Raw genomic sequence first — 25,994 nt, 5'->3', positions numbered from 1 at the left:
GCTCGCGGGCGGGAAGAACTCAACAGGGGATGATCGGTTTCGACGACGGTCGTGGATTCAGGAGAAGCGGGTCGAGGAGGCACAGTCATCTCGTCAACGCCCTGTGCAAACCTATAGGTGCCGATAAAACTCGCGCCGACTTCGTCCTCGTCGCCTGACGAGAGCCGAAGTTCGCCAGCCCGGGAACGCTTCCGGCCCGGTTCCTGGCGTCATCTAGGAAGCCACTGCCGAGGCCCCATGCCACCGGGGGTCTCGGGACACTTAGGTGGCTGAGCCCGTCTGCGTCCTTGTTCGCGTGAGACGCCGGGGCTGAGAAAATCAGCAGCGAACTGCACCCGGAGAAGTCCTGTTGCATTGCCGTCGGACCGGGGTTCGATTCCCCGCATCTCCACTATTCGTTGGAATACCAACGAAAACCCTCCCGCGGCCCCCTCTGTGGGGTCCCAGTGGGGTCAGGAAAGGTCACGAATCGGCACGGGCGCGCCTGAACAGGAAGGCCCCAAGCCATGACCATTCCCACCCTCCCCGCCGCTGCTGCCCGCCGCGCCCTCGCCCGAGCGGTGATCGTCCGCCCCGGCGACGTCACCGGCGGCGCGGCGCAGGCCATCAGCCGGAACACCGAAGTGCTGACTGACGACGAAGAGCGTGGTTGCCTCCATCTCCATGCCGCGATACTCGGTGTCCGACGATGCCATGCTCTGGTCCACGTCTCGGCTAACATCGCCTGCTGGGTCATCGCGGGGACGCGATGCACGTTGTGGGCTTTTTCGGCGGTTCGTGCCAACTCAACACGGAGCACGGCGTCCGCCCAGAAGCGGTTGTCGTTCGCGGGGAAGTACGCGTATGTCGAGCTTTCGGTAGCAAGGCTACCGGCGCGTCCATCCCGTTAAAGCGAGCTGTTGTTACTAGTATGCGGGAGCACAGGCACATTCGAATCGATCCCAAACTGGGTGGCCAACCAAGGAGATCCCGAAACTCCCATGAGGATCCGCACACTTCGACTCAAGAACTTCCAGTCGTTTGGGCCTGACCCAACCGAGATCGAACTCAACCAGCTAACGTTCGTGCTCGGTCCGAACGGAGCGGGTAAAACCGCTGTTCTCGTAGCACTGGCGCGACTGTTCAGTCCGTTGCCTGCGCTGCGCCGCGTTCAGCCTGAGGACTTCCACGTCCCTGCAACTGTTAACCCGGATCTGGTGGACAACGAGCTCTGGATCGAGGTGGACATCGAGTTTGCGGAAGCGGCCGACGAGGGTGAGACGCATCCGTCGATTCCGGCGTTCTTCACCCACATGGCGATGGAGGCACCAGCCGAGCCTCCACGAGTTCGGGTCCGCCTTACGGCCATCCTCGACGCAGACGGTTACATCGATGAGAAGATCGAGTACATCACCCAGGTCGATGCTAACGGTGAGCCGATGCAGCGGTCGGGCATGTCGCGCCACGACCGGGCGTTCATCGAGGTGCACTACCTGCCAGCGCGTCGTGACCCCGTTGACCACATCGCGTACACGACCGCCTCCCTACTGGGACGTATGCTTCGAGCTGCTGACTGGACTCACGAGCGATCCGAGTTGGCGCGCTTGACTAAAGAGATCTCCACCATGATGGCCAGTAACGATGCCGTGATGGACATCGGTGCCGAGATCCAGAAAACTTGGGCTGTTCTGCACAAGGGCGTCTTCTTCAAGGATCCGGCTATCGCCTTCGGACGGGGCGAGATTGAGGGGGTGCTGCGTCAGCTGACGGTCATCTTCGCACCAGGTCCGGCAGGTGACGTGGTCAGCTTCGAACGGCTCAGTGACGGCCAGAAGTCGCTGCTGTACATCTCGCTCGTCCTGGCATGGCAGGGGATCGCGCGTAAGGTGCTGAGTGGCGAGGAGGTCGCCTTCGATCCCGACAGACTGCGGCCCCCGGTTCACATCGTCATCGCACTCGAGGAACCGGAGAACAGCCTCGCTCCGCATTACCTTGGCCGGATCGTCCGACAGCTCCGCGAGGCAAGCGACAAGGAGGACGTGCAGGGCGTCGTCGCGACGCATGCCCCGGCGCTGTTACATCGTGCCGAGCCGGAAGACATCCGGTTCCTGCGGTTGGCCGAGGACCGCACGACGACCGTCCGCACGATCACGATGCCTTCCGACACTGACGAGGCCGCCAAGTACGTGCGCGAAGCCGTGCTGGCCTACCCGGAGCTGTACTTCGCGCGCCTCGTCGTCTTGGGCGAGGGCGACAGCGAGCAGATCGTCCTCCCTCGAGTGCTCGCTGCTGCCGGAATTGCAGAGGATGACGTTTCGGTCTGCGTCGTCCCACTCGGTGGCCGTCACGTAAATCACTTCTGGCGGCTGCTCGAGCACTTGGACATCCCGTACATCACGCTGCTCGATCTCGACTGCGGGCGCCACCGGGGTGGCTGGGGGAGGGTGAGCTACGCGGCCAAGCAGCTGAACAAGTTCCGACCCGGAACGTTCAAGGACGAGTCCGTCGCCAAGATTCCAGCCTGGGATGACGACTGTGACTTCCCGCGGTTCGGCGAACATAGTGGGCTCCGAGCGCTGGAGAGGCGTGGCGTCTTTTTCTCCTACCCGCTCGACCTCGACCTGATGCTGCTGGAGGCTTACCCCGACGCGTATGACGTCAAGGCGGCTACACCGAATGAGTCCACGAAGGAGGCCGTCCTTGGCAAGGCGCGTGCCAATGTGGATCGACTCGACGACGTCTACCTTCAACTCTTCGACGAGTATCAGCGACAGTTCAAGCAGGGCAGCAAGCCTGCAAGCCACATCGCTGCCATGTCTAAACTCACGGACGAAGAGCTGGTCGAAGACTTGCCGGAGCCGCTTATGCGGTTGGTGGACGCACTTCAGAAGCGGTTGGAGTCGATCCCAGAATGATCCAACCGGAGGACTGGCGGCCGGCAGACGGGATCACGCTTGAGCCGAACGCCTTACAGGCAGTCAAGCAGTCGGCGGCTAACGTTGTCGTGGGTGCCGGTCCCGGCGCTGGCAAGACCGAATTGCTTGCCCAACGGGCGGATTTCTTGTTGAAGACGGGCGCATGCCGCTATCCGCATCGGATCCTGGCGATCTCGTTCAAGGTGGACGCGGCGCGGAACATCCGTGATCGCGTTCGCAGGCGCTGCGGCGAGCAACTTGCCGTGCGATTCGACAGCTTCACCTTCCACGCATTCGCCAAGCGTATCATCGACAACTACCGACCCCTGTTGACCGGCAAGGACGCCCTCGATCCGGACTACACCATTGACTCTAAGTATCGAGTGCCCGGAAAGCAGATCACATTCGACTGCCTGGTGCCGCTGGCGCTGGAGATCCTGAGGAAGAGTCCGCACGCGCGAAACGCGATCCGGCAGACGTACACCCATGTGTTTCTCGATGAGTTTCAGGACACCACAAAAATCCAGTACTTGTTACTTAAGGAAGTCTTCCTCGGCGGCGACGCTGTTGTCACCGCGGTCGGCGACGTCAAGCAACGGATCATGGGCTGGGCCGGTGCGTTGGACGGCATCATGCAGACCTTCGCCACGGACTTCACGGCTCAACGGCTGACTCTGTACCAGAACTACCGATCCGAGCCGGTCCTGCGCCGAATGCAGAACCGCATGGTTAAGGACATGGATCCACCAGCGGCGGTGCCACTCGCAGAGCTTGCTGGAAGTGCGGGCTCCATTGAGGTGCTGCCTTTCGCCACGTCTCTGGATGAGGCAGTGGCGATCGCAGGCCGAATCAAGGCTTGGCTCGGCGCCGATATTCCGCCGAGTGAGATCGCTGTCTTGGTCCGCAAGCAGCCCCACCTGGCGTGCCGGCTGCTGATCGATGAACTGAACGCTCGTGGCATCGCGTCGCGCAACGAGCAGAGTCGTCAGGATCTGACGGCCGAGCCAGCCGCGGCCTTGATTCTCGATCTCGTCCGGGTCCTGGCTGACGGTCGCCGGTCAGCGGCTTATGAGCATCTGATGCGCCTGGTCACTCAGACCAGTCTGACCGAGGAGATGGCGTTGCGCCGCTCTAGGGCCGTGACTCGCTTCTTGGAGGCGAAGCGTGAGTGGTTCCGAGAGTGCACAGCAGCACGATCGGATCCGGCGGAGTGGAGGAGAATCATCTCCGAGTTCCTTGAGTTGGTCACCCGGCCGGTCCTGCGTGCCCTTTCGCCCGAGTACCAGCGTGGCAAGCGGCTGGCCCAACTCCTCGAGCAGACCACTGCCGTGTTCCAGGAAGAACTCGACAAGGATGGAGATCCCGTAGCAGCTATGGTGCGGCTCTCTGAAGAGGATGCCGTCCGAATCCTGACGATCCACAAGAGCAAGGGACTCGAGTTCGAGAAGGTCGTGGTCTTCGGGGTGGAGCAAGAGTTCTTCTGGGGAGAGGACTACAGGGCGGAATTTTTCGTGGCGATCTCAAGGGCCAAGAATGAGCTGATTCTGACCCATTCACAACGACGTCCTCGCCCGACGGACGCGTCGAAGTCATGGCAAGAGCTACGCAATCCGATGCAGGAGTTCCTGGACTATGCCAATGAGAATTAGTGCGTCCGTATCGAACTGTGTGCACGAAAGGAGGAAGCGTGGGCTACGCGAAGGTAAGTCCGAGTTCACGAGACGGTCGAATGACATGGCCTTAACCTAGCCCTTGCGCGGGGGAACGTGTCGATCTGCGACTCTCTGGTGCTCCAAGTCGCTGACTGATCAAAATGAGGTGGTTTCGCGTAAAGCGAAGTTCGACACGTGCCCCCTGAGCTCTACCAAGAACCTGTTGGCGCTGATACGTCGACGAGTTAGCAGTTTTTTATGTTTGTGTCTGGCTTGATCCTGCGTGTGAGAGTCGGGTCATTGGCGTTGAGACGGTGTTTCAGCATGCGTCTTAGTGTTGATCGGTGTCGGTGCTGGAGGCGGTCTTTTGCACGACCTTGGTGACATTCCACGACCTTCGTGTGCGTTGCACGACCACCCCGGGGTCGTGCAACAGGCACCAAGGTCGTGGAGTACGGCCCGGGGTCGTGCAATACACGGGTGGGGTGACCGTTGCAAGCGGCCTACTAGGGATGCGGGGCCACGACGCCCCGCCCGCTGATAACTCTGAGGGTTGACCCTGACACGGTGTTAGGGCGCATGCTGGAGCCATGGCCGAGACCACGAGCCTCATGACGATCGGCGAGTTCAGCTCATTGAGTCGCCTGTCGGTACGCATGCTGCGTCACTACGACGCTCACGGCGTCCTGGTACCCGTGGACGTTGACCCGTGGACGGGATACCGCCGCTATGCGCCGCACCAGCTGCGCGACGCCGCGGACATCCGGAACTTGCGTGATGTCGGGTTCGGCGTCTCCGCCATCTCCGCCCTGCTCGCCGCCCGCGGCACCCCGGCATGGTCGGCTGCGCTGGAGCTCCAGCGCGAGACCGTCGTCGAGGAGGCGCGCGCCGCCCAGGCTCGGCTGGCTCTCATCTCTCGCCTTATCGAAGGAGAAACCAGCATGTCCATCACCGTCGAGCGCCGCACCATCGCGGCCATGACCATCGTCGCCCTGCGCGACGTCATCCCGACCTACGCCGACGAGCACCTTCTCTGGGCTCGCATGATGCCCGAGATCACCCGGCAGGGCATCAAGCCCGTTGGCCCGTGCGGAGTGATCGAGCACGACGCCGAGTTCACCGAACGAGATGTCGACGAGGAGATCTTCCTGTCCGTCGCCCCCGGAACAACGGCCGCGTCCCCGCTGCAGGTCCACGAGCTTCCGGCTCGGGACTGCCTCGTGGCCCACGTCGTCGGGCCGTACGACCAGCTCACCGGGGCCCATGACCGGCTGGCCACCCGAATCGCCGCAGAGGGGCTGACACCCCCGGCCGACGACTCCCTGGCGGGGAAGGCGTTCAACATCTACCTCACGACGCCGGACGCGGTTCCCGCGGATCAACTCGTGACCGAGGTATGCATCCCGCTCGGCTGAGCGTGCAGTCGCACGACAGCGAAGCCCGGAGTGATTGCGGCAATCCGCCTCGTCGGTGAAGCCCGGGAAGGGGCGAATCATCGGCGAGGCGGATTGTCCAGGGATAGAACCCGCAGCGCCTGGCGGTCAGAAGTAGCCGGCTTTCGTGTCGGACCTTCGTGAGACTCTGTTGGCATGGAGAACAACTACCTGGAGGCGGTCGGGTTTCTTGCCGACTGGCAAGCAACGTATGACCTGCTAACGCCGCCTGCAATGATGGGCCTGCCGCGCAACGATCAGTTCAACCACATCGTGGTCTACGCCGACGACTCAGGAGCCAACATCTGCCTGTTCGAGACGGCGGACGGCACCTCGAGCGAGTCACTCACCGTTGCTGGCCCTGCGCGAGTCAGCGTCGAAGGCTGGCAGGTCGTTCCGGGCGTCGCTCACGTCAGCGTCCTCTACGAGGATGGTGAGGAGATGACTCGCCTGCTGATGTGGGTCGATGACCCCCATATGTATCCGGTGCATGGGCTTGATGCGGACGGCCCGGTGGCCCGCTTCCACGACTACCGGGTTGGTGCGATCGCCGTGAACGTCGAGGTGTTCGACTCGGAGGAGGAGTGGAAGAAGACCCAGACGCCGATCAGCATGAAGGACTCGCCGGCCAAGAGGATGGACGAAGACCTGCCCGACGAGGTCTACATCGGCCCACGGTTCGTCGCGAGCCCGTGGCTGTTCGCGCTCTACGGCGGCGAGGCCGGGCCACAGGATGCCAGCCCCATCGGCATGCTTAAGGCCGTCTGCAATGAGGTGACGATCGTGACGAACCGCCTCACCGGAAATCAGTGGTACAAGGTGAACGCCGATTGCGGATTCCCCATCACACTGGGGCTGCCCATCGACACAACACCTGCGCCGCAACCCGGGAGCGTGGTGGACGGCAAGGCGTTTCTCACGGGCACTACGGGCTTCTGGCTATCCGACTACCAGGAACCGTACGCGTAGCGCCGCGCGCCGGCGGCGCGGGTCCTCGGAGTCCGAGTGAGGCCGGCCCCCCAGAGGGGGAGCCGGCCGGGCGGCGTCGATCAATTACCGAATCAGCCGAGATGCTTCTCGAGGTGGTCGTGGTAGGCGGCGAGGTCCGCCTCGACGTTGGGGTTCTTGAAGATGTCGAAGATGCCGAACTCGGGCAGCACCTCGAAGCCGCAGAAACGGAAGGTGCAGGTGATGTTGCTGAGTATGTCCGCCAGCGAACGCCCCTGGAGCGTCGGGTTGGACGGCTCATCGAACGCCTCCCGGGGCGCGTTCCACGTGGTGCAGACGAGCGCCTTGCGCGGTGCCATCAGCCCACCCGAGCCGTACGGCTTGGTCGGGTCCTTGCGCGTGCGGCCATCTCCGGTCAGGAAGGTCTGATCGTGCAGGCCGACGTTGAACACCTCGTCGGTGTACTTCTTCCAGATCCACGGTGCGGAGAACCAGTTGATGGGAGTCTGCACGACGACGACGTAGGCACTGCTGGCCGAGCAGGAGTACGAGTCCATCGCCCTGGCCGCGATAGCCAAGAAGTGCTCGATCGCGCGTCCATCTGTGTATCACTACTACGCCACGAAGGAGGAGGTCTATCTCGACCTGATGCGGCGCGAGTACGCCGCATGGGCGGCGGAGATGCGCGTGAGCTTCAAGCGGCGGATGGCGCGGGAGGAGTTTTGCCGCGAGCTTGCCGAGTCGCTGCTCGGCCGCCGGCTCATCCTGCAGCTTCGCGCTATCAATGACGTCTCCCTGCGCAGCAAGTGCGGCGATGAGGCCATCAAGGACTTCCAGTGCGACATCCACACGTTCTTCGTCGAGCTTGCGGAAGTTCTGCGCAGGCAGTTCCCCAATGCGGCGGAGTCCGAGCGCGCAATGTTCCGGATGCAGCTCACAATGTACAGCTACAGCATCTACCCAATGCTCAGCTACCCGGAGGGATTCGTGGGGCAGGGCGGACGGATGAGTCTGTGCGGCGAGGTTACGTCGATTGAGCATCTGGTGACGAAAGGTCTCATGCTCCTCAGCGCCGAACTGCACTAGTCGAGAGGCTCGGCTTCGAAAGTGGTATCGCAAGCCCCCGCGCAGCGGCCGACCCGCGTGCCGCCCGGCCGCGTCGAGCTAGCGGTTGGTGTAGGCCTGGCAGTTCTTGTCGAGCCATCGGCGTCCGATATCGAGGTCGCCGTCAATCATGGGCACCACGATGTACGAGTGCATCTCGGCGAATTCCGGAGCGTAGGTGGTGATGGCGTTGAGGGTGGGGAAGGTGCCCAGTTGCACCTCGGCGCTATCCATGCGCGTGGCGTCCCGGCGTCGGCTGCGTTCAAGTACTCGTCGATCCAGCCGCACTGCCAGTACAGGGCCTCGGAAACCGCGAGGTCTCCCTCGGCCACGTGAACCACCACGCCGGTGGAGTCGGGGTCCAGCCCACTGTCCTCCAGACTGCGCCGGGCCGCCGGGTTCTCTGCATCGGCCTCAAAGGTGAGGTCGGAACCGTCCTGCGTCTGAACGGTGGCGCCTGCGGCCTGTGGACAGAACATGACCGCCTCTTCTCGCAACCATGCGACACGCCCGCCTCGGAATCGAAGGATACGCGCCGCAGGTACCTGTGTGTGCCTTTCAACCCGGTTCTTCGGACTCGCGCGCCCGGGCGGAGCGGAAAGGGGCGGCGGTACGCGTACTCTCCGCCCATGACGCCGACGCCGCCCCGCCCGCCCTACGAGCCCGCCACCGCGCTCGTACTCCAGCGCCTCGAGGCCGCCGGCGGACTCCCGCCCCTGAATAGCGCCACGCTGCCCGCCCGTCGCCTACCGGTCGCCCAGCGTCGCGCCGCCTTCCTTGCGGCCCACCCGGAGGTGCGCCTGCGCGAGGAGACCCTGACCCGCGAAGACGGGACCGCCATGCCGCTGACGGTGGTGCTCCCGCCCGACGACGAGGTACAGCCCGGCGCTCCACTGCTGCTGTCCATCCACGGCGGCGGCCGGGTGATGGGTTGCCGCTTCGACGACCTGGCCGCCCCGGCCAACTGGGCGCGATGCTTCGGCGGCATCGTCGTCGCCCCGGAGTACCGCCTGGCCCCGGAGCACCCCGCACCCGCAGCGGGGGAGGACTGCCTGGCGGCGCTGACCTGGGCTGCCGCGCACGCCGCGGACTATGGGGCGGATCCGGAACGCATCGTGGTCGTCGGGCCCAGCGGCGGTGGGGGACTGGCCGCCTGCCTGGCCCTGGCCGCCCGCGACCGCGGCGGGCCCCGGGCGCTGGGCTACCTGCTCGACTACCCGATGCTGGACGACCGTACCGGGCTACCCGGCCCCGACGGCACGGTGCAACCGCCGTCGGCCCGCCAGTTCCCCGACGACGGGCTGTGGCCGGCGCAGTGGAACGACTGGGCCTGGGAACAGATCCTGCCCGGTCGCCGCGGCGGGTCCGAGGTGAGCGAATACGAGGCGGCCGGCCGCGCCGTCGACCAGCCGGGCGCTCTGGCCGGGCTGCCGCCGGTGTTCCTGTCGGTCGCCGACGCCGAAACCTTCCGGGACGAGGTGGTCGCCTTCGCCGCCGCCCTGTGGCGCGACGGCGGGGACTGCGAACTGCACGTGTGGCCGGGCGCCACCCACGCCATGGAGTACGTCAGCACCACCTGGCTGCGCGACGGCCTGGAGGCCGCACGACTGAGCTGGCTCACCCGGCTGCTGGAGCCCGAAGACCCGCGCCTCAACCTGTCGCGGGTGATGGGGGAGGGGACCTTCCCGACGATTACGGCGGCTGCCCCGGGCGGTGGGGCCGGCGGCGAGCTCAATGACGAACAATGACGGACTGGGCCGGCCACAGGCGTGTCCGTGACCGACCTCGGCACGTTAGTTCTACCGGTCTCGGCGCGTCATTAGTGCCGGTCTGGGCGTGTTACTGGTGCCGGTCTGGGCGTGTTACTGGTGCCGGTCTGGGCGTGTTACTGGTGCCGGTCTGGGTGGAGGGCGGCCATGAGCGGCTCGTAGTGAGCCACAACCGCCTCGCGGTAGGCCTCCGCGTCCCCGGCACGGGCCGCCTGCAGCATCGCCCGGTGGGCGTTGGCGGTCTTGACGATGTCATCGGGGTGCGGCGCGTCAAGCATGGGAACCGTCATGGTGTGGATCGCCCACAACGCCTCCATCAGGTGTGCGAAGAGCTGATTGGGCACCGGCGCCAGCAGCATCCGGTGGAAGCCGCGGTCCTGGTCGGTGAAGGTCTCCCCGCGCGCCGCCAGCGCCTCCATCTCATCCACTACCGCGTCGATCTCGGCATCTTCGCGCCCATGCCACGCCCCCAGCACGGCGTCGGTCAGGGCCGTGTCCAGGGTGCGGCGGACCTCCACCACCTCGCGCAGGCTGCGGTAGTCGTCCCCCGGCTTCAGCAGGCCCCGGAAGACGAGCGACTCGACCATCGGCCGCATGGATACCTGGCCCACGAACATGCCATGGCCGTGACGCACCTCCACGATGTCCAGCGCGGTGAGCGTGCGCACGGCCTCCCGCACGGAGGAGCGCGATACGCCCAGCGTCTCGCACAGCTGCGACTCGGTCGGCAGGGGATCACCGGGCTGCAGGTGGGACAGCAGGATGTAGTCCTTGATGGCGTTCATCGCGCCTGTGGCCTGGGTCGTTGCTCCGCTTATTGAGGCGTAAGCGCCCCGCTTCATGTCCACCACGGTGATCGTTCCTCTTCGGCTCCGGTAACGGTGTCCTGCTTGTGCGTGTCTGCTGGCCAGGGGAGAACGGGATGGTTCCCGGGTCATCGTTACACACAATCACGGCTCCGTCCGGGGATTGATCAGATGTCTGATGCCTGCTACAGTGATTCTACCGACGTCAGACAACAGACGTCCGATCTCAGGAGACCTCAATGACGATCTCGACTCCCCGCGCCTCCCGCCGCGACTTCATCCGCCTGTCCTCCACCCTCGGCGTCGCAGCCGGCCTGACCGCCGCCCTCGCTGCCTGCGGCGGCTCCGACTCCACCGGTACCGGCTCCGGCGCCACCACGTCGGCGGGCGAACCTGCCGCCAACGCCGCCGCCTCCAACGCCGACGGCACCATCACCGCCGGCATCTCCTACGAGCTGGGCACCAACGGCTACGACCCCATGACCACCTCCGCCGCGCTCACCGTCGCCGCCAACTGGCACACCCTGGAGGGCCTGACCGAACTGCACCCCGCCACCCGCGAGTGCTACGCCGCCCTGGCCGCCGGCCTGCCCAACCAGGTGGATGACACCACCTACGAGGTGACCCTGCGCGACGGCGCCGTCTTCTCCGACGGCACGCCCGTGACCGCCGACGACGTCGTCTTCTCCTTCGAGCGCGTACTGGACCCGGACAACAACTCCCTTTACTCCCAGTTCATCACCTTCATCGACTCCGTGGCGACGAAGGACGACGCCACCGTCACCATCACCACCAAGTACCCCTACTCGCTCGTGGCCGAGCGCATCAGCGTGGTCAAGATCGTGCCGCGCGCCGCCGTCGAGGCCGATGCCGCCGCCTTCGACATGAACCCCATCGGCACCGGCCCCTACACCATGACCGACAACGGCGCCGCCTCCCAGACGATCGTCTTTGAGCGCAACGACAACTACAACGGCCCGCACCCGGCGCTGGCCAAGTCCATGACCTGGCAGATCCTGCCCGACGACACCACCCGCACCAACGCCATCACCTCCTCCGCGGTCCAGGCCATCGACGCCGTCCCCGTGGCCAACCTGGCCACCATGCAGGCGCCCATCACCGTGGCCGCTCAGCAGGGCTTCTCCCTGCTGTTCGCCATGTTCAACAACGCCACGCTCTCCGACGTCCGGGCCCGCCAGGCGATCCTGTACGCCCTGGACTACACCAAGATCTGCGAGACCGGTATGGGCACGCTCGCCACCCCCGCCACCTGCTTCGTCCAGGCCGACCACCCCGCCTACAGGCAGGCCAGCACCGTCTACACCTACGACGCCGACAAGGCCAAGTCCCTGCTGGCCGAGGCCGGGGTGACCAGCATCAACCTGCTGTGCTCCGACCACGGCTGGTTCGCCTCCGTCCGCCCGATCATCCGCGAGAACCTCGAGGCCCTGGGCATCACGGTGCACTATGACGAGAAGAAGTCCGCGGATGTCTACTCCTTCATCGACTCCGCCCAGGGCGACTGGGATGTGGTCATCGCCCCGGGTGACCCCTCCGTCTTCGGCAATGACGCGGACCTGCTCATGCGCTGGTGGTACGCCGGCGACACCTGGACCGACACCCGCCTGCACTGGAAGGGCACCGACGCCTACAACCAGGTGCAGGCCGCCCTGGACGAGGCCGTCCAGCTCGACGGCGAGGCCCAGGTTGCCAAGTGGCAGGAGATCTTCGACCTGATCGCCGCGGACGTGCCGCTCTACCCGATCTTCCACCGCAAGTCGCCCACCGCCTACGACGCCGAGGCACTCGTCGGCTTCCAGCCGATCGCGCTGACCGGACTGTCCTTCGTCGACGTCGGCACCACCGCCGCCTGACCCCCGGCAGCCCAGACCTACCCCCGGCAAAGGACTACCCCAGTGTCCAACCTCCTCCGCCTGATCGGCCGCCGCCTGGTGGCACTGCCGATCATGGTGCTGGGCGTGACACTGCTCGTGTTCGTCGTCATGTCGTTCTCCTCGGCCGACCCGGCGCGCCTGGCGCTGGGGGAGGCCGCCACGGCAGACGCCCTCGAGCAGTACCGCCAGGCCCACCACCTCAACGACCCGTTGCTGCAACGCTTCTGGGACTACCTGGTGGGCCTGGCGCACGGCGATCTCGGCACCACCTTCACCGGCGTGAAGATCACCGATATGGTCGCCAGCGCCTTCCCCATCACCCTGCAGCTGACCTTCATCGGCATCTTTCTGGCCGTCATCGCCGCCACCATCCTCGGCGTGCTCGCCGCCCTGTACCGGGACGCCTGGCCCGACCAGGTCATCCGCGTGATCTCCATCCTGTGCCTGGCCACTCCCTCCTTCTGGCTGGCCCTGCTGCTGATCCAGTGGTTCGGCGACATCCCCGGCGCCACCGGCGCCTTCCCCTCGGTGGTCACCCAGTGGGTCTCCCTCGGCGACGACCCCGGCGCCTACGTGCGGCAGATCTTCCTGCCGGCCCTGGCCGTGGCCGTGCCCAACACCGGCACCCTCACCCGCGTGGTGCGCACCGCCATGGTCGAGGAGCTCGACCGCGACTACGTGCGCACCGCCATCGGCGCCGGCATCCCCAAGCACGTCGTCGTCGCCCGCAACGTGCTGCGCAACGCCCTGATCACCCCGCTGACGGTGCTGGGCCTGCGCCTCGGCTACGCCATGGGCGGCGCCGTGGTCATCGAGATGATCTTCAACATCCAGGGGATGGGGCAGCTGATCTTCCAGGGCATCACCCGCAATGACGTCAACATCGTCCAGGGCGTGTCCATCACGGTCGCACTGGCCTTCATCATCATCAACATCGTCGTTGACATGCTCTACGTGCTGGTCAACCCGAGGATCAGGAGCGTCTGATGCCCCACCGCCGCACACTGGAGAAGGTATCCGCCCCCGGCCTGCGCTTCCAGGGCTGGCACCGCCTGCCGCTGGGCTCCAAGATCGCCGTCATCGTCCTGGCCGCCATTGCCCTGCTGGCCGTCTTCGCCCCGCTCGTGGCCCCCTACAACCCGGGCGCCACCGGCCTGGCCTCCGCCCAGACCGTCACCCATGTGGAGGGCGTGGGCGACGTCGTCTCCTCCGACCCCGCCGTCGCCCCCTCCGCCGCCCACCTGTTCGGCACCGACGCCACCGGCCGGGACATCTTCTCCCGCGCCGTCTACGGCGCCCGCGTGTCCCTGGTGGTGGGCCTGAGCGCTACCGGCATCGCCCTGGCCCTGGCCGCTGTGCTCGGCGCCATCGCCGCCACCAGCCGCAAGTGGATCGGGGAGGTGGTCATGCGCGTGCTCGACGTGCTCATGTCCTTCCCCGGGATCGCGCTCGCGGCCGTGCTGGTGCTGGCCATGTCCGCCTCCGGGCTGCCTATGGTGGCCGTGATCATCATCGCCACCGCGATCGTGTACACGCCCCAGCTCACCCGCGTGGTGCGCGCCAACGTCCTCGCCCAGTTCGGGGAGGACTACGTAGCCGCATCCAAGGTCATGGGAGCCCGCGTCCCCTGGATCCTGGCCAAGCACGTGGTGCGCAACTGCGTCGCCCCGATCATGGTCTACGCCACCGTCCTGGTGGCCGACGCCATCGTCTTCGAGGCCTCGCTGTCATTCATCGGGGCCGGCATCAAGGCGGTCAACACCCCCACCTGGGGCAACATGCTATCCGAGGGCAAGGCCCTGCTGCTGTCCGGCCACTGGTGGCCGACCTTCTTCCCCGGCCTGATGATCCTGATCACCACCCTGTGCCTGAACATCCTGTCCGAGGGCCTGACCGACGCGATGGCCTCCCCACGCATCCGCGCCCACGTGGACGTCGAGGCCGATGAGGAGGCCATGCAGACCGAGCAGGCCTGGGACGAGGCCGGCCACGCCGTCCGCGTCCACGCCGACGACGCCGCCGACGCTGTCCCCGGCGGGCAGAAGAGTGCCCTGACCGGGATTGTGGAGCCCGCCGGCGAGGAGGTACCGCTCGCCGAGCGGCTGGCCGCCCTGCGCCGGGCGGAGCTCGCCCGCCACGACCGGCTCGTCTACCCCACTCCGGAGGCGGAGCCCGTACTGGAGGTGGAGGACCTCTCGATCGCCTTCCCCGCCCAGCACGGGGAGGTCAACATCGTCGACGGCGTGTCCTTCTCCGTGCGCCCCGGCGAGACCATGGGACTGGTCGGCGAATCCGGTTGCGGGAAGTCCATCACCTCTATGGCGGTCATGGGACTGCTGCCGGCAAGCGCCCTCATCACCGGGCGGGTCCGCTTCCAGGGCCGCGACCTGCTGGAGCTGAGCCCCAAGGAGCACAACGCCCTGCGCGGCCACGAGATGAGCATGATCTACCAGGACGCCCTGTCCTCGCTGAACCCCTCCATGCTCATCCGCTCCCAGATGAAGCAGCTCACCTCCCGCGGCGGCACCCGCAGCGCCGAGGAACTGCTTGAGCTGGTGGGCCTGGACCCGGTGCGCACGCTGAAGAGCTACCCGCATGAGCTGTCCGGCGGGCAGCGTCAGCGCGTGCTGATCGCCATGGCGCTCACCCGCGACCCCAGCCTGGTCATCGCTGACGAGCCCACCACCGCCCTGGACGTGACCGTGCAGAAGCAGGTCATCGACCTGCTGAACCGGCTGCGCGAGCAGCTCGGCTTCGCCATGGTGTTCGTGAGTCACGACCTGGCCCTGGTGGCCAAGGTCGCCCACCGCATCACCGTCATGTACGCCGGCCAGGTGGTCGAGCAGGCCACCACCGCGGAGCTGCTGGAGAACCCCGTCCACGAGTACACCCGCGGCCTGCTCGGGGCGGTGCTGTCCATCGAGGCCGGCTCCAAGCGCCTGCACCAGGTGCGCGGCACCGTCCCCAGCCCGCAGGAGTTCGTATCCGGGGACCGCTTCGCCCCGCGCTCGTCCCATCCCGACGTCGGCCTGAACACCCGCCCGGTGCTGCGGCCCGTGGCCGGGGCACGCGAGCACTACTACGCAACCACGCCCGAGCTCGAGGCGATCCTCGCCCAGGAGGCCCACTGATGAGCGCCGACAAGTACGCCGACTGGAACCCCGAGACCGACCCGGTCATCGAGCTGCGCCACGCCCACGTGATCCACAAGTCCCGTACCGGCAAGCTCTTCCGCCCCGACACCGTCCACGCCGTCAACGACGTCTCCCTGACGGTGCGCCGCGGCCAGACCCTGGGACTGGTGGGCGAGTCCGGCTGCGGGAAGTCCACCACCGCCCGCGTCATGACCGGCCTGCAGCCGCTGACCCGCGGAGAGGTCTACTTCAAGGGCCGTCCGCTCGGGCACTCCGCCGCCGACCGTCGCGCCCTGGGGCGCTCGGTGTCCGTGGTCTTCCAGGACCCCGCCACCGCCCTGAATCCGCGCATGATCGTGCACGACACGCTCATCGACCCGCTTAACGTCCACGGCATCGGCTCGCCCGCCGAGCGGGAGGCCAGGGTGCGTGACCTGCTGCACCTGGTGGGGCTGCCGCCCAGCGCCCTGGAGGTGCTGCCGCGGCAGATCTCCGGCGGGCAGCGCCAGCGCGTCGCCATCGCCCGGGCGCTGGCCCTGGACCCGGACATCATCGTCGCTGATGAGCCCACCTCCGCCCTGGACGTGTCCGTGCGCGCCCAGGTCCTGAACCTGCTGCAGGACCTGAAGGCCGCCCTCGGCCTGGGCCTGGTGTTCATCAGCCACGACATCAACACGGTCCGCTACGTCTCCGACCGCATCGCCGTCATGTACTTCGGCCGCATCATCGAGATGAACACGACCGCGGAGATCTTCGCCCACCCCCGGCAGGAGTACACGCGCACCCTGCTCGGCGCCGTACCCAGCCTGCTCGAGGCCTGACCGGCCGGCCCCGCAAACCCACCCCGACCTGCAGCCCGACCTGCAGCCCGACCTGCACCCCGACCTGCACCCCAACCTGCACCCCAACCTGCACCCCAACCTGCAAGGAAACCATCACATGGACACCCGCTTCACCGGCGTCATCCCGCCGGTCATCACTCCCTTCAAGCACGGCGAGATCGACCTTGACTCCCTCCGCCGCACCGTCGACTTCCTCGTCACCTCCGGCGTGCACGGACTGTTCATCGGCGGCTCCTCCGGCGAGATCGCCTACCTGACCGACTCCCAGCGCGACGCCGTGTTCACCGCCGCCGTGGAGCAGGCCGCCGGGCGCGTACCCGTGCTTGCGGGAGTCATTGACACCACCGCCCACCGGGTTATCGAGCAGGCCCGGCGGGCCGAGTCCCTCGGCGTCGACGCCGTCGTCGCCGCCTGCCCGTTCTATGCGATCAACGACGCCGGCGAGATCGCCGACCACTTCCGTGCCATCGCTGCCGCGCTGAGCGTGCCCCTGCTGGCCTACGACGTGCCCGTGCGGCTGAACGGCAAGAAGCTGGACCGCGACCTGCTTGTGGCCCTGGGCAAGGAGGGCGTGCTGGCCGGGGTCAAGGACTCCTCCGGGGATGACGTCGGCTTCCGTCGGCTGGTCGCGGCCAACGCCGCCGCCGGACACCCCCTGGCGCTGCTCACCGGGCACGAGTGCGTGGTAGATGGCATGGCGCTGCTGGGGGCTGACGGCTGCGTGCCCGGCTACGGCAATGTGGAGCCCCGCGCCTACGCGGAATTGTGGGAGGCTGCTCGCGCCGGGCGCTGGCAGGAGGCCCGCACCATCCAGGAACGGTTGTGCGCCGGCTTCGAGATCGTGTACGTGCCGCGCGGCCGCTCCGCCGACGCGTCCGGCATCGGCGCCTTCAAGACCGTCATGGCGGCCCAGGGCACCATCGACACCAATGAGATGGCCTTCCCGGTGCGTGCCCTGGAGGGCGAGACCCGCGCCCGGATCCTGGCGATCGCCCGCACCCAGGGCCTGATCTGAGATGGCCGCCGTACCCGGCCGGGACGGCCACCGGCCCACCCCGAGCGAGGTGCTGGTGGGCGTGGACGTGGGCGGCACCAAGATCGCCGCCGCGCGCGTCGACGCCGCCGGAGCCCTACGCGGGCCCGTGCAGGAGGTGCCCACGCCGGCCCACGCGGGTCCGGCCGCCATGCTCGACACCATAGCCGGGCTGGTTGTGGCCGTGGCCGCCGAGGGCGCGGGCACGACGGCGGCGCGGCGCCCCGGTCCGGTGGCGGCGGTCGGCATCGGCGCGGCGGGCGTAATCGACACCGTGCGCGGCACGGTCGTCTCCGCCACCGCCGCCATCACCGGCTGGAGCGGAACGGATGTCGCCGGGGGAGTGGCCGAGCGACTGGCCGGTGCAGGCCTGGAGCGACTGGACGGCACAGTTCCCCCGGTCTACGTCGACAACGACGTCAACGCCTATGCCGCCGGCGAGGCCTGGATCGGGGCCGGAGCCGGGGCCGCCTGCGCGCTGGTGGTGGCCGTGGGCACCGGCGTCGGCGGGGCGGTGATCCTGGATGGGAGCGTGCACCACGGGGCGCACTTCCTGGCCGGGGAGATGGGGCACATGCCCTGCGGCCTGGCGGCGGGGGAGCGGTGCACCTGCGGGCGGCCCGGCCACCTCGAGGCGGTGGCCGCCGGCCCCCAGATCGCCCGCCGCTACCGGGAGGCCACCGGCGCCCAGGACGTGGTCAGCGCCCACGCCGTCGAGCGCCTCGCCCGCGCCGGTGACCCCGACGCCCGTCGCCTGTACCGCGAGGCCGCCACCGCGCTCGGGCAGGCCATCGCCGGCGTAGTCACCGTGCTCGACCCCGACCGGGTGATCATCTCCGGAGGGCTGGCCCGCTCCGGGCGGCTGTGGTGGGATCCGCTGCGCGAGACCGTGCGTCGTGAGCTTATCGAGCCAGTGGCCACGGACTTGCCGCTCGTGCCGGCCGCCCTGGGCACGGCCGCGCCGATCATCGGGGCGGCCCACGAGGCCGCCCGGAGCCTGAGCCGTGCCGGCTGAAGCCCGCCCGGGCGCCTAGCTGCTGGGCGGCGTCACTCAGCCCACTGCCCAGCCACATCATCGCGCTGCATCAAGGAGTCTCATATGCAAACCCGCAACCCCGTACTCGAGCGCCTGCGCGGCGGACTGATCGTCTCCTCCCAGGCCTATCCCGGTGAGCCCATGCGCGACCCGCGCACCATGGACCAGGTCGCCCGGGCCTGCGTGGCCGGGGGCGCGGTCGGCATCCGCGCCCAGGGCCTGGCCGACCTGGCCCTGATCACCCAGCACGTGGACGTGCCCGTTATCGGGCTGTGGAAGGACGGCAATGAGGGCGTCTTCATCACTCCCACGCTCACCCACGCCATCGCCGTGGCTGCCACGGGCGTGCAGGTCGTCGCCCTGGACGGGACCCGACGTCCCCGCCCCGATGGCCGTACCCTCGCCCAGACCGTGTCGGGGCTCAAGGCCGCCCGTCCGGGCGTCCTGGTCATGGCCGACTGCGGCAGCCTGGACGATGCCCGAGCCGCGCAGGACGCCGGCGCCGATATCCTGGGCACCACCCTGGCCGGATACACCGGTGAGCGTCCCGTCACCGACGGGCCGGATATCGAGTTCGTCGACCAACTGGCGGCGATCGCCCGGGTCCCGGTAATCGTAGAGGGCCGGGTGCACACCCCGGCGCAGGCCGCGCTGGCCATGGATCATGGCGCCTTCGCCGTCGTGGTCGGCACGGCCATCACCCACCCCGCCACCATTACCTCGTGGTTCGTTGACGCCGTCACACGGCGGTGATGGAACCGGTGTGGTTCTTGTTGCGAATGCGCCTGAAGTGTTTGGTGTGGGCCACAAAACGGTACGCCACGCCGAGGGAAACGCCGCCATATCTGACAAATCGCCCCGTTTATGCATAGCGTTACGGCCAGCGGTACCGCATCGAGGTGCCCAACCGTCGTTCAGACGCCTAGACAAACGAGTATCCGATCGAGAGGCAGATACATGTCCATCAACCGCACCGAGCTCATTGCCGCCATCGCCGAGAAGGCCGGCCTGACCAAGACCGACGCCGACGCCTTCCTCGGCGCCTTCCAGGACGTCCTGGTGGAGAACGTCGCCAAGGGAGAGGCCGTCAAGATCACCGGTCTGATGGGTGTTGAGCGCGTCGAGCGCGCCGCTCGCACCGGCCGCAACCCCCGCACCGGTGAGGAGATCCAGATTCCCGCCGGCCACGGTGTGAAGCTCACTGCCGGCTCCGCCCTGAAGAAGGCCGCCTCCGGCAAGTGACCCGCAAGGGCCACACGGAGCGTCAGGGCCCCGAGGCGGCCTGAGGCTCCCGACCGCGCAAGGCGCGTCGCCCCCCGCACGGGCGGCGCGCCTTCGTTGTGCCCCACCACTCCCTCACAAACCGGAATGGTGCAACCACCACCAGACACCGCCAGGTCGGTAGGCGTTACGTGCCGAGGTCGGTAGATGTTACGTGCCGAGGTTGGCAGTCCTGCCCGCGGCAGTTGCCACCGCCTACGAGTCCGGGACCCGCTTCCTTCTGACGGACGATCCGGTTGGCGTGCGGGACCGCTACCTTCCGGGTATGACCGCCCCATCATCGCCTGTTCCCCCGGTCGGTCGGGATGCGCCCGGCCCGCGTTCCGCCCTGGTATTGGACGGCCTGGCCAAGGCCTTTGGGCAGAAGATCGCCGTGAATCTGCTCTCCCTGTCCATCCCCGCCGGCAGCCTGTACGGCATCGTCGGCCCCAACGGAGCCGGCAAGACCACCACTTTGTCCATGGCCACCGGCCTGCTGATGCCCGACGCCGGCCGTGCCCTGGTCCACGGCGTGGACGTGTGGGCTGATCCCGCCCGCGCCAAGGCCCTGCTCGGCGTGCTGCCCGACGGCCTGCGCACCTTCGATCGCCTCAATGGCCTGGAGCTGGTCACCTACTCCGGGTTGCTACGCGGCCTGTCCCGCGACGTCGTCATCCCTCGCGCCACCCAGCTCCTGCACGTACTGGACCTGTGGGATGCGGGCACCACGCTGGTGGCGGACTACTCCGCCGGAATGCGAAAGAAGGTGCACCTGGCGTGCGCTCTGGTCCACTCGCCCAGTGTGCTGGTGCTGGATGAGCCCTTCGAGGCGGTTGACCCCATCTCTGCCAAGACCATCCAGAGCATCCTGACTGACTTCATCGCCGCCGGCGGCACCGTCGTCATCTCCAGCCATGTCATGGTGACCGTGCAGCGCCTTTGCACCAACGTGGCCATCATCGACCAGGGACGCGTCGTCGCCGCCGGCACTACCGCTGAGGTGGCCGCCGGCGGAGACCTTGAGGACCGCTTCGCCCAGCTCGTCGGCGCTCGCACGTCCCGGGAGGAGCTGTCATGGTTGCGACCCTCGTCCGCCTGAGGTGGCGTATAACCCTCAACGCGCTGCGCAGCAATACCTGGGCCGCGATCGGCCTGGTCCTGGGGACTGCGGGTGCGCTGGGAATGCTGGCCCCGCTGGTCGTCGGGGCCATCGCCCTGGGACATGCCGACACGGCTGCGGCGACCGCGGTTATAGGCGCAGTCGGCGCCGTCACCACCCTCGGCTGGGCGGTAGCGCCACTGCTGCTTACCGGCGTCGACGTGACTCTGGATCCGCGCGCAATGGCTGCCTGGGCAGCGCCTTCCCGCGCCCTGAGCCGAGGACTGGCGGTGGCCGGCGCCGCCGGGGTGCCCGGCATAATCACCGGGATGGTGCTGCTCACCCCGGCCCTGACCTGGGCCGTCGCCGGGCGGCTAGGCGCCGCCCTGCTGGCGCTGGCGCTAGCCCCTGCCTGCCTGGCTACCTGCGTGCTGCTGGGGCGCAGCATCGTCGTAGGCGCGGGGGTCTCCTCCTCCCGCCGCGGCCGCGACCTGCTTGCCGTCGTCGGCTTCTTCGCGGTCATGGCGCTCGCCCTGCTGCCCTCCCTGCTGAATGCGGTGCTGGATATGGAGCAGTTCGATCTGAGCGGGGTGATGACGATCGCCAGGGTCCTGGGGCTGACACCATTCGGCTGGGCGCTCGCGGCACCCGGATACCTAGCCCAGGGCGAGACGGCGGCGGCGGTGGCGCTGAGCGCTGGGGCGGTCGCCCTGCCGCTGGTACTGGCACCGATCTGGCACCGGGTCGTGGTCCGTGTCATGACTGGGCCCGCACGTAGCCGCACCCGCTCCCACGCATACGCCGCGGCGTCGGTGCCCGGGAGCGAGTCCGCTAAGGACGGCGCAATCGACGTGCTGCCCTGGCAGCGCCGGCTGGAGCGGATCAGCTCCGGCCCGACGGCGGCCGTGGCCGCGCGCTGCCTGCGCTACTGGCGCACCGACCCGCGCTACCTGGTACAGGTGGCGGCAGTCCTCCTTGTTATCGCGGTGTTCGTCGGGACTATCGGAACCAACTACAGCACCATGACGGACTCCACCGCCAGTGGGAGCACCGTAGTCTTCACCGGCGCCAGCTTCTCCCCGGGGCAGGCGCCGGGCGCACTGTTCATCGTGGGGCTGCTCACCGCACTGCTGGCCGGCTGGATGACTCACGACGACCTGGCCTTCGATTCCACGGCTTTGTGGACCCATATTGCTGCCGTGCTGCCCGGGCGCAGCGATCGCCGCGGGCGCGCGCTTGCGGTGGCTATGTGGCAGCTGCCCCTGCTCGCCGTCGTGCTGCTGCTCAGCGGCTGGCTGACGGGCAACTGGGCGCAGGTGCCCGCCTACCTGGGGGCAAGCCTGGGAATATACGGCGTATCGCTGGCCTGGTCGAGTCTGGCCAGCGCGGCGCTTCCCTATGAGACGAACGCGCCGGGTGAGAACCCCATGAAGTCGCGTACCTCCGGCACCGCATTCATCGCGGCGCTGCTGCAGATGGTGGGAATGCTGGTGATTGGCGTGGTCTGCCTGCCGGTCCTGGTGGCGCTGATCGCCGTCGTGGTGCTGGAGGCCTGGCCCTGGGGCTGGCTGCTGCTGGCTGGCGGCGCGTTATGGGGTGGGGCAGCGGCTTGGATCGGATCGGTACTCGGCGGACGCGTCCTGGACCGGCGCTACGCCGAGGTGCTTGCCACCATCCGATCCTGGCCCGGGCACGATGCCGCATGACAGGCGCCTTCGGCCGAACCCGAAGGTCCCGCCTTCCGGCGGGCTGGTCCGGCACGCCGTAGCATGGGCACGCGGCGCGGGAGCGCCGTCCACCGGCCTCGCGGAAGAGGCCGCGGGTCCGCTTCACCCAAGCAGCATAAGGAAAACCAACCATGGAGCTTGTCATACTCGACACGGCCGAGGAGATCGCCTCCCGCGCCGCCGATGCCATCGAATCCCTGCTGAACGAGAAGCCGAACGCCGTACTCGGCACCGCCACCGGCTCCAGCCCCCTGCCCCTGTACGACGAGCTCACCCGCCGCTGCGCCGCCGGCCGCATCTCCTTCAAGGGCGTCACCGGCTTCATGCTCGACGAGTACGTCGGCCTGCCCGAGGGACACCCCGAGCGCTACGCCACCTTCATGGAGCGCAACCTGCGCTCGCGGGTGGACATGGCCCCCGGGGCCCTGCACGGCCCCGACGCGCTCGCGGACGACCTGGAGCAGGCCTGCGCGGACTACGAGTCACAGATGGCGGCCGCCGGCTACTGCGACCTGCAGATCCTGGGCATCGGCGCCGACGGGCACATCGGCTTCAACGAGCCCGGCGGGCCGCTGGACTCCGCCACCCACGTCGACGTGCTCACCGAGCAGACCCGTTCGGACAACGCCCGCTTCTTCGACGGCGATATCGATGCCGTCCCCACCCACTGCCTCACCCAGGGGCTCGGCACCATCATGAAGGCACGCAAGCTGGTGCTGATCGCCACCGGCGCCAACAAGGCCGAGGCCATCGCCCACCTGGTGGAGGGCGAGATCACCCCCGACTGGCCGGCCACCGTCATGCAGAACCACCCCGACGCCCTGGTGCTCATCGACCGCGAGGCCGCCGGCATGCTCAAGCAGCACTAGCAGTGCCCCGACGGCGGCCCGGCGGCAGCCTGCCGGTACTGCCGTTACTGCCGGTGTCAGTGCGGCCGGTGCGTGGTCTACGGGCCAGGTGCCGGCTGCACTGGTGCTCGCGAGGGACTGGAGAGGTGGCGAGGAGGATCGCGCGGCGAGAACGTCGGGGAGAGAGTCGCCACAGGCGCCCGGTCGTGGCTGCACCTGCCGGGCGGCATACACTGTGCGGCATGCGTCAGATCTCCGTCGGGCCTCAGGCCAGCACCGATCCCGCCGGTCCCGCCTCTCCCGCCGGCCCGGCCGGCGAGCCCAGTCAGTCTGCGGGAACGGCCGTTCTCGAGCGCGAGGAGCTGAAGTCGACCGACGACGGCGATGCAGACCGCTTCGCCCACTACGCCGACAAGCGCAAGGCCGAGGCGGCGATGCGCACCGGTCGCCCCGTAGTCGCCCTGTGCGGAAAGCTCTGGGTTCCCAAGCGGGACGCGTCCAAGTACCCGGTGTGCCCCACCTGCAAGGAGATCTACCTGCAGATGCGGCCCGGCGGTGACGGCGACCAGGGCGGCTCCGGCCCCAAGCGCCCGCGCTTCCCCTTCGGACGAGGCGGTCGGTGACTCCCACGCGCCGCCCCCAGCCATCGCACAACCCGACCCAGCCCTCCATCTTCGCCGCGGAGAACCTCTCCCCGGCCTACCCGCAGCGCGCCGCCTGGGGCACCACGCGGCCGCTGCGCGCCTGGCAGGCCGCCGCCCTGAAGCAGTACCTGGAGGCGATGCCGCGCGACTTCCTCGCCGTCGCCACCCCCGGCGCCGGCAAGACCACATTTGCGCTGCGCATTGCCACCGAGCTGCTCACCGCCGGCGAGGTGCACAAGGTGACCGTGGTCTGCCCCACCGAGCACCTGAAGTACCAGTGGGCGGAGGCCGCCGCCCGGGTCGGTATCCGTATCGACCCCTCCTACGCCAACTCCCAGGGCGCGCTCGGCTCCCAGTTCGACGGCGTCGCCGTCACCTACGCGCAGGTGGCGGCCAACCCCAACCTGCACCGCGCGCGCACCGACCGCACCCGCACCCTGGTGATCCTCGACGAGATCCACCACGGCGGCGACGCCCGCAGCTGGGGGGACGCCATCCGCGAGGCCTTCACCCCTGCGCGTCGGCGCCTGTCCCTGACCGGCACGCCCTTCCGCTCCGACGAGTCCCCGATCCCGTTCGTCACCTACACCGAGGAGGCAGGCGGCATCAAGCGCTCCCGCGCCGACTACTCCTACGGCTACGCCGAGGCCCTGGCCGACGGCGTGGTGCGACCGGTGATGTTCATGAGCTATTCGGGGCAGATGCACTGGCGCACCAAGGCCGGTGATGAGGTTGCTGCCCGGCTGGGTGAGCCGCTGACCAAGGACATGGAGTCCCAGGCCTGGCGCACCGCCCTGGACCCGGGCGGGGAGTGGATCCCCGCGGTGCTGGCGGCCGCCGACCAGCGCCTGACCGAGGTACGGCGCCAGGTGCCCGACGCCGGCGGTCTGGTAATCGCCTCCGACCAGAACTCCGCCCGTGCCTACGCGGGTCAGTTGCGCGCCATCACCGGGCAGGCACCCACCGTGGCCCTGTCGGACGACTCCGGTGCCTCCAGCCGCATCGAGACCTTCGCCGCCTCCAAAGACCGCTGGCTGGTGGCGGTGCGCATGGTCTCCGAGGGCGTGGACGTGCCCCGGCTGGCGGTGGGCGTGTACGCCACCTCCGCCTCCACGCCGCTGTTCTTCGCCCAGGCCATCGGCCGCTTCGTGCGCTCCCGCGCCAAGGGGGAGACCGCCAGTGTCTTCCTGCCCTCGGTCACGCCACTGCTGGGCCTGGCCGGTGAGATGGAGGCCGCCCGCGATCACGTGCTCGGCAAGCGGGGCACGGAGGAGGACTCCCGGTTCGGCTCCCCGGAGGACCGGCTGCTCGCCGAGGCCAACCGCACCGAGAGCGCCTCGGATGATCTGCTGGGCGGGTTCGAGGCGATGGACTCCACCGCCGAGTTCGACCGGGTCCTGTTCGACGGCGGCGAGTTCGGCACCGGCGCCATGGTCGGCAGCCCCGAGGAGCAGGAGTACCTGGGCCTGCCCGGGCTGCTTGAGCCCGAGCAGGTCACCGCCCTGCTGCGCCAGCGGCAGAACCAGCAGATCAAGCAGCAGAAGCGCCAGCAGGCGGCCGCGCAGCAGCGCCGTACCAATTCTGGGGTCGACGACGCCCGTCGGCGCGCCGCCGCCCGCAAGGAGCTGTCCAAGCTGGTGGGGGCCTGGGCGCGCCGCTCAGGGCAGCCCCACGGGGTGATTCACACCGAGCTGCGGCGCGTGTGCGGCGGCCCGGAGGTGGCCCAGGCCACTACCGAGCAGATCGAGGGGCGCATCGAGACACTGCGCCGCTGGTTCGTCGGGCGGCGCTGACCGCCGCCGCGCTGCCCGGGCAGGGGCTGGCGGCGGCGAGCGTCGGGGCCGACGCGCGTGGCGCGGCTGGGCGCGCC

At 68.2% G+C, this 25,994-nt stretch carries 23 protein-coding genes and 1 other RNA gene; 20 read left to right on the top strand and 4 right to left on the bottom strand.

Features of this window, described 5'->3' with window-relative positions; all coding sequences use genetic code 11:
- Positions 1-25 precede the first annotated feature (25 nt).
- Positions 26-394: a transfer-messenger RNA gene (gene ssrA / locus GZ997_RS10240) on the top strand.
- 58 nt (positions 395-452) lie between these two features.
- Here ssrA and GZ997_RS10235 read toward each other — a convergent pair.
- A complete protein-coding gene (locus tag GZ997_RS10235; RefSeq protein WP_162679820.1) occupies positions 453-695 on the bottom strand; it encodes a hypothetical protein in 243 nt (80 codons plus the stop codon).
- Positions 696-980: 285 nt separating this feature from the next.
- On the opposite strand from GZ997_RS10235, the gene GZ997_RS10230 reads away from it, so the two are divergent.
- The 4 genes from GZ997_RS10230 (at position 981) to GZ997_RS10215 (ending at position 6,948) form a co-directional block, all read left to right on the top strand.
- Positions 981-2,894 (top strand): TOPRIM nucleotidyl transferase/hydrolase domain-containing protein, encoded by a 1,914-nt coding sequence (locus tag GZ997_RS10230; protein ID WP_162679819.1) that lies wholly within the window; start codon positions 981-983, stop codon positions 2,892-2,894.
- Entirely contained in the window at positions 2,891-4,543 is a 1,653-nt protein-coding gene (locus tag GZ997_RS10225) for an ATP-dependent helicase (RefSeq protein WP_162679818.1), read from the top strand. Before GZ997_RS10230 ends, GZ997_RS10225 begins: the two co-directional genes overlap by 4 nt.
- Before the next feature lie 593 nt (positions 4,544-5,136).
- Positions 5,137-5,961, top strand: a complete 825-nt coding sequence (locus GZ997_RS10220; RefSeq protein ID WP_162679817.1) for a MerR family transcriptional regulator — start codon at positions 5,137-5,139, stop codon at positions 5,959-5,961.
- 174 nt (positions 5,962-6,135) lie between these two features.
- On the top strand, positions 6,136-6,948 hold the full coding sequence (locus GZ997_RS10215; RefSeq protein WP_162679816.1) for a hypothetical protein: 813 nt from the start codon (positions 6,136-6,138) through the stop codon (positions 6,946-6,948).
- 92 nt (positions 6,949-7,040) lie between these two features.
- Here the strand turns inward: GZ997_RS10215 and GZ997_RS10210 are convergent, their stop codons facing one another.
- Positions 7,041-7,484, bottom strand: a complete 444-nt coding sequence (locus GZ997_RS10210) for an NAD(P)H-dependent oxidoreductase (protein WP_162679815.1) — start codon at positions 7,482-7,484, stop codon at positions 7,041-7,043.
- 46 nt (positions 7,485-7,530) lie between these two features.
- Between GZ997_RS10210 and GZ997_RS10205 the strand changes: the two genes are divergently transcribed.
- The gene (locus tag GZ997_RS10205) at positions 7,531-8,013 is read left to right on the top strand and encodes a hypothetical protein (RefSeq protein WP_162679814.1); all 483 of its coding nucleotides are present in this window, start codon (positions 7,531-7,533) and stop codon (positions 8,011-8,013) included.
- Between the two features lie 78 nt (positions 8,014-8,091).
- Here the strand turns inward: GZ997_RS10205 and GZ997_RS10200 are convergent, their stop codons facing one another.
- Positions 8,092-8,265: a hypothetical protein gene (locus GZ997_RS10200; RefSeq protein ID WP_162679813.1), complete on the bottom strand. Its 174-nt coding sequence runs from the start codon at positions 8,263-8,265 to the stop codon at positions 8,092-8,094.
- A gap of 395 nt (positions 8,266-8,660) precedes the next feature.
- Between GZ997_RS10200 and GZ997_RS10195 the strand changes: the two genes are divergently transcribed.
- Positions 8,661-9,779: an alpha/beta hydrolase gene (locus tag GZ997_RS10195; RefSeq protein ID WP_162679812.1), complete on the top strand. Its 1,119-nt coding sequence runs from the start codon at positions 8,661-8,663 to the stop codon at positions 9,777-9,779.
- Between the two features lie 137 nt (positions 9,780-9,916).
- Here GZ997_RS10195 and GZ997_RS10190 read toward each other — a convergent pair whose 3' ends face one another.
- A complete protein-coding gene (locus GZ997_RS10190; protein WP_275405374.1) occupies positions 9,917-10,642 on the bottom strand; it encodes an FCD domain-containing protein in 726 nt (241 codons plus the stop codon).
- A gap of 203 nt (positions 10,643-10,845) precedes the next feature.
- Here GZ997_RS10190 and GZ997_RS10185 point away from each other — a divergent pair, with 203 nt between their 5' ends.
- The 13 genes from GZ997_RS10185 to GZ997_RS10125 all read left to right on the top strand — a co-directional run bounded on the left by GZ997_RS10185 (position 10,846) and on the right by GZ997_RS10125 (position 25,917).
- A complete protein-coding gene (locus tag GZ997_RS10185) occupies positions 10,846-12,480 on the top strand; it encodes an ABC transporter substrate-binding protein (protein WP_162679811.1) in 1,635 nt (544 codons plus the stop codon).
- A gap of 42 nt (positions 12,481-12,522) precedes the next feature.
- Complete coding sequence (locus GZ997_RS10180; protein ID WP_162679810.1) at positions 12,523-13,488, top strand: ABC transporter permease; 966 nt, start codon at positions 12,523-12,525, stop codon at positions 13,486-13,488.
- Entirely contained in the window at positions 13,488-15,632 is a 2,145-nt protein-coding gene (locus GZ997_RS10175) for a dipeptide/oligopeptide/nickel ABC transporter permease/ATP-binding protein (protein WP_162679809.1), read from the top strand. The genes GZ997_RS10180 and GZ997_RS10175 overlap by 1 nt, the downstream gene beginning before the upstream one ends.
- Complete coding sequence (locus GZ997_RS10170) at positions 15,632-16,456, top strand: ATP-binding cassette domain-containing protein (protein ID WP_162679808.1); 825 nt, start codon at positions 15,632-15,634, stop codon at positions 16,454-16,456. The genes GZ997_RS10175 and GZ997_RS10170 overlap by 1 nt, the downstream gene beginning before the upstream one ends.
- A 118-nt stretch (positions 16,457-16,574) precedes the next feature.
- Positions 16,575-17,492: a dihydrodipicolinate synthase family protein gene (locus GZ997_RS10165; RefSeq protein WP_162679807.1), complete on the top strand. Its 918-nt coding sequence runs from the start codon at positions 16,575-16,577 to the stop codon at positions 17,490-17,492.
- A gap of 1 nt (position 17,493) precedes the next feature.
- A complete protein-coding gene (locus GZ997_RS10160; RefSeq protein ID WP_162679806.1) occupies positions 17,494-18,525 on the top strand; it encodes an ROK family protein in 1,032 nt (343 codons plus the stop codon).
- A gap of 84 nt (positions 18,526-18,609) precedes the next feature.
- Positions 18,610-19,299 carry an N-acetylmannosamine-6-phosphate 2-epimerase gene (locus GZ997_RS10155; RefSeq protein ID WP_162679805.1) on the top strand — a complete coding sequence of 230 codons (690 nt, stop codon included), beginning with the start codon at positions 18,610-18,612 and terminating at the stop codon, positions 19,297-19,299.
- Between the two features lie 204 nt (positions 19,300-19,503).
- Positions 19,504-19,788, top strand: a complete 285-nt coding sequence (locus tag GZ997_RS10150; RefSeq protein WP_086614378.1) for an HU family DNA-binding protein — start codon at positions 19,504-19,506, stop codon at positions 19,786-19,788.
- A gap of 304 nt (positions 19,789-20,092) precedes the next feature.
- Entirely contained in the window at positions 20,093-20,905 is an 813-nt protein-coding gene (locus GZ997_RS10145) for an ABC transporter ATP-binding protein (RefSeq protein WP_162679804.1), read from the top strand.
- On the top strand, positions 20,881-22,611 hold the full coding sequence (locus GZ997_RS10140; protein ID WP_162679803.1) for a transporter: 1,731 nt from the start codon (positions 20,881-20,883) through the stop codon (positions 22,609-22,611). The genes GZ997_RS10145 and GZ997_RS10140 overlap by 25 nt, the downstream gene beginning before the upstream one ends.
- A gap of 152 nt (positions 22,612-22,763) precedes the next feature.
- The gene (gene nagB / locus GZ997_RS10135; protein WP_162679802.1) at positions 22,764-23,501 is read left to right on the top strand and encodes a glucosamine-6-phosphate deaminase; all 738 of its coding nucleotides are present in this window, start codon (positions 22,764-22,766) and stop codon (positions 23,499-23,501) included.
- A gap of 221 nt (positions 23,502-23,722) precedes the next feature.
- The gene (locus GZ997_RS10130) at positions 23,723-24,103 is read left to right on the top strand and encodes a DUF3039 domain-containing protein (protein ID WP_162679801.1); all 381 of its coding nucleotides are present in this window, start codon (positions 23,723-23,725) and stop codon (positions 24,101-24,103) included.
- Positions 24,100-25,917 (top strand): DEAD/DEAH box helicase, encoded by a 1,818-nt coding sequence (locus tag GZ997_RS10125; RefSeq protein ID WP_162679800.1) that lies wholly within the window; start codon positions 24,100-24,102, stop codon positions 25,915-25,917. Before GZ997_RS10130 ends, GZ997_RS10125 begins: the two co-directional genes overlap by 4 nt.
- Positions 25,918-25,994: the final 77 nt, after the last annotated feature.

Origin of the sequence: Actinomyces sp. 565, assembly GCF_010365615.1 — a bacterium.
Taxonomy (GTDB): domain Bacteria; phylum Actinomycetota; class Actinomycetes; order Actinomycetales; family Actinomycetaceae; genus Actinomyces.
The sequence above is the reverse complement of the archived record's forward strand: the minus strand, read 5'-3'. Positions and strand labels throughout refer to the sequence as shown.

Bases quoted from the DNA above. Each gene is read 5' to 3' on its own strand.
- GZ997_RS10235 (WP_162679820.1), bottom strand. From the start codon at position 695: ATGGCATCGTCGGACACCGAGTATCGCGGCATGGAGATGGAGGCAACC.
- GZ997_RS10210 (WP_162679815.1), bottom strand. From the start codon at position 7,484: ATGGACTCGTACTCCTGCTCGGCCAGCAGTGCCTACGTCGTCGTCGTG.
- GZ997_RS10225 (WP_162679818.1), top strand. From the start codon at position 2,891: ATGATCCAACCGGAGGACTGGCGGCCGGCAGACGGGATCACGCTTGAG.
- GZ997_RS10195 (WP_162679812.1), top strand. From the start codon at position 8,661: ATGACGCCGACGCCGCCCCGCCCGCCCTACGAGCCCGCCACCGCGCTC.
- GZ997_RS10145 (WP_162679804.1), top strand. From the start codon at position 20,093: ATGACCGCCCCATCATCGCCTGTTCCCCCGGTCGGTCGGGATGCGCCC.
- GZ997_RS10170 (WP_162679808.1), top strand. From the start codon at position 15,632: ATGAGCGCCGACAAGTACGCCGACTGGAACCCCGAGACCGACCCGGTC.
- GZ997_RS10160 (WP_162679806.1), top strand. From the start codon at position 17,494: ATGGCCGCCGTACCCGGCCGGGACGGCCACCGGCCCACCCCGAGCGAG.
- GZ997_RS10215 (WP_162679816.1), top strand. From the start codon at position 6,136: ATGGAGAACAACTACCTGGAGGCGGTCGGGTTTCTTGCCGACTGGCAA.
- GZ997_RS10190 (WP_275405374.1), bottom strand. From the start codon at position 10,642: ATGAAGCGGGGCGCTTACGCCTCAATAAGCGGAGCAACGACCCAGGCC.
- GZ997_RS10200 (WP_162679813.1), bottom strand. From the start codon at position 8,265: ATGGATAGCGCCGAGGTGCAACTGGGCACCTTCCCCACCCTCAACGCC.
- GZ997_RS10220 (WP_162679817.1), top strand. From the start codon at position 5,137: ATGGCCGAGACCACGAGCCTCATGACGATCGGCGAGTTCAGCTCATTG.
- GZ997_RS10165 (WP_162679807.1), top strand. From the start codon at position 16,575: ATGGACACCCGCTTCACCGGCGTCATCCCGCCGGTCATCACTCCCTTC.
- GZ997_RS10230 (WP_162679819.1), top strand. From the start codon at position 981: ATGAGGATCCGCACACTTCGACTCAAGAACTTCCAGTCGTTTGGGCCT.
- GZ997_RS10175 (WP_162679809.1), top strand. From the start codon at position 13,488: ATGCCCCACCGCCGCACACTGGAGAAGGTATCCGCCCCCGGCCTGCGC.
- GZ997_RS10150 (WP_086614378.1), top strand. From the start codon at position 19,504: ATGTCCATCAACCGCACCGAGCTCATTGCCGCCATCGCCGAGAAGGCC.
- nagB (WP_162679802.1), top strand. From the start codon at position 22,764: ATGGAGCTTGTCATACTCGACACGGCCGAGGAGATCGCCTCCCGCGCC.
- GZ997_RS10155 (WP_162679805.1), top strand. From the start codon at position 18,610: ATGCAAACCCGCAACCCCGTACTCGAGCGCCTGCGCGGCGGACTGATC.
- GZ997_RS10185 (WP_162679811.1), top strand. From the start codon at position 10,846: ATGACGATCTCGACTCCCCGCGCCTCCCGCCGCGACTTCATCCGCCTG.
- GZ997_RS10140 (WP_162679803.1), top strand. From the start codon at position 20,881: ATGGTTGCGACCCTCGTCCGCCTGAGGTGGCGTATAACCCTCAACGCG.
- GZ997_RS10130 (WP_162679801.1), top strand. From the start codon at position 23,723: ATGCGTCAGATCTCCGTCGGGCCTCAGGCCAGCACCGATCCCGCCGGT.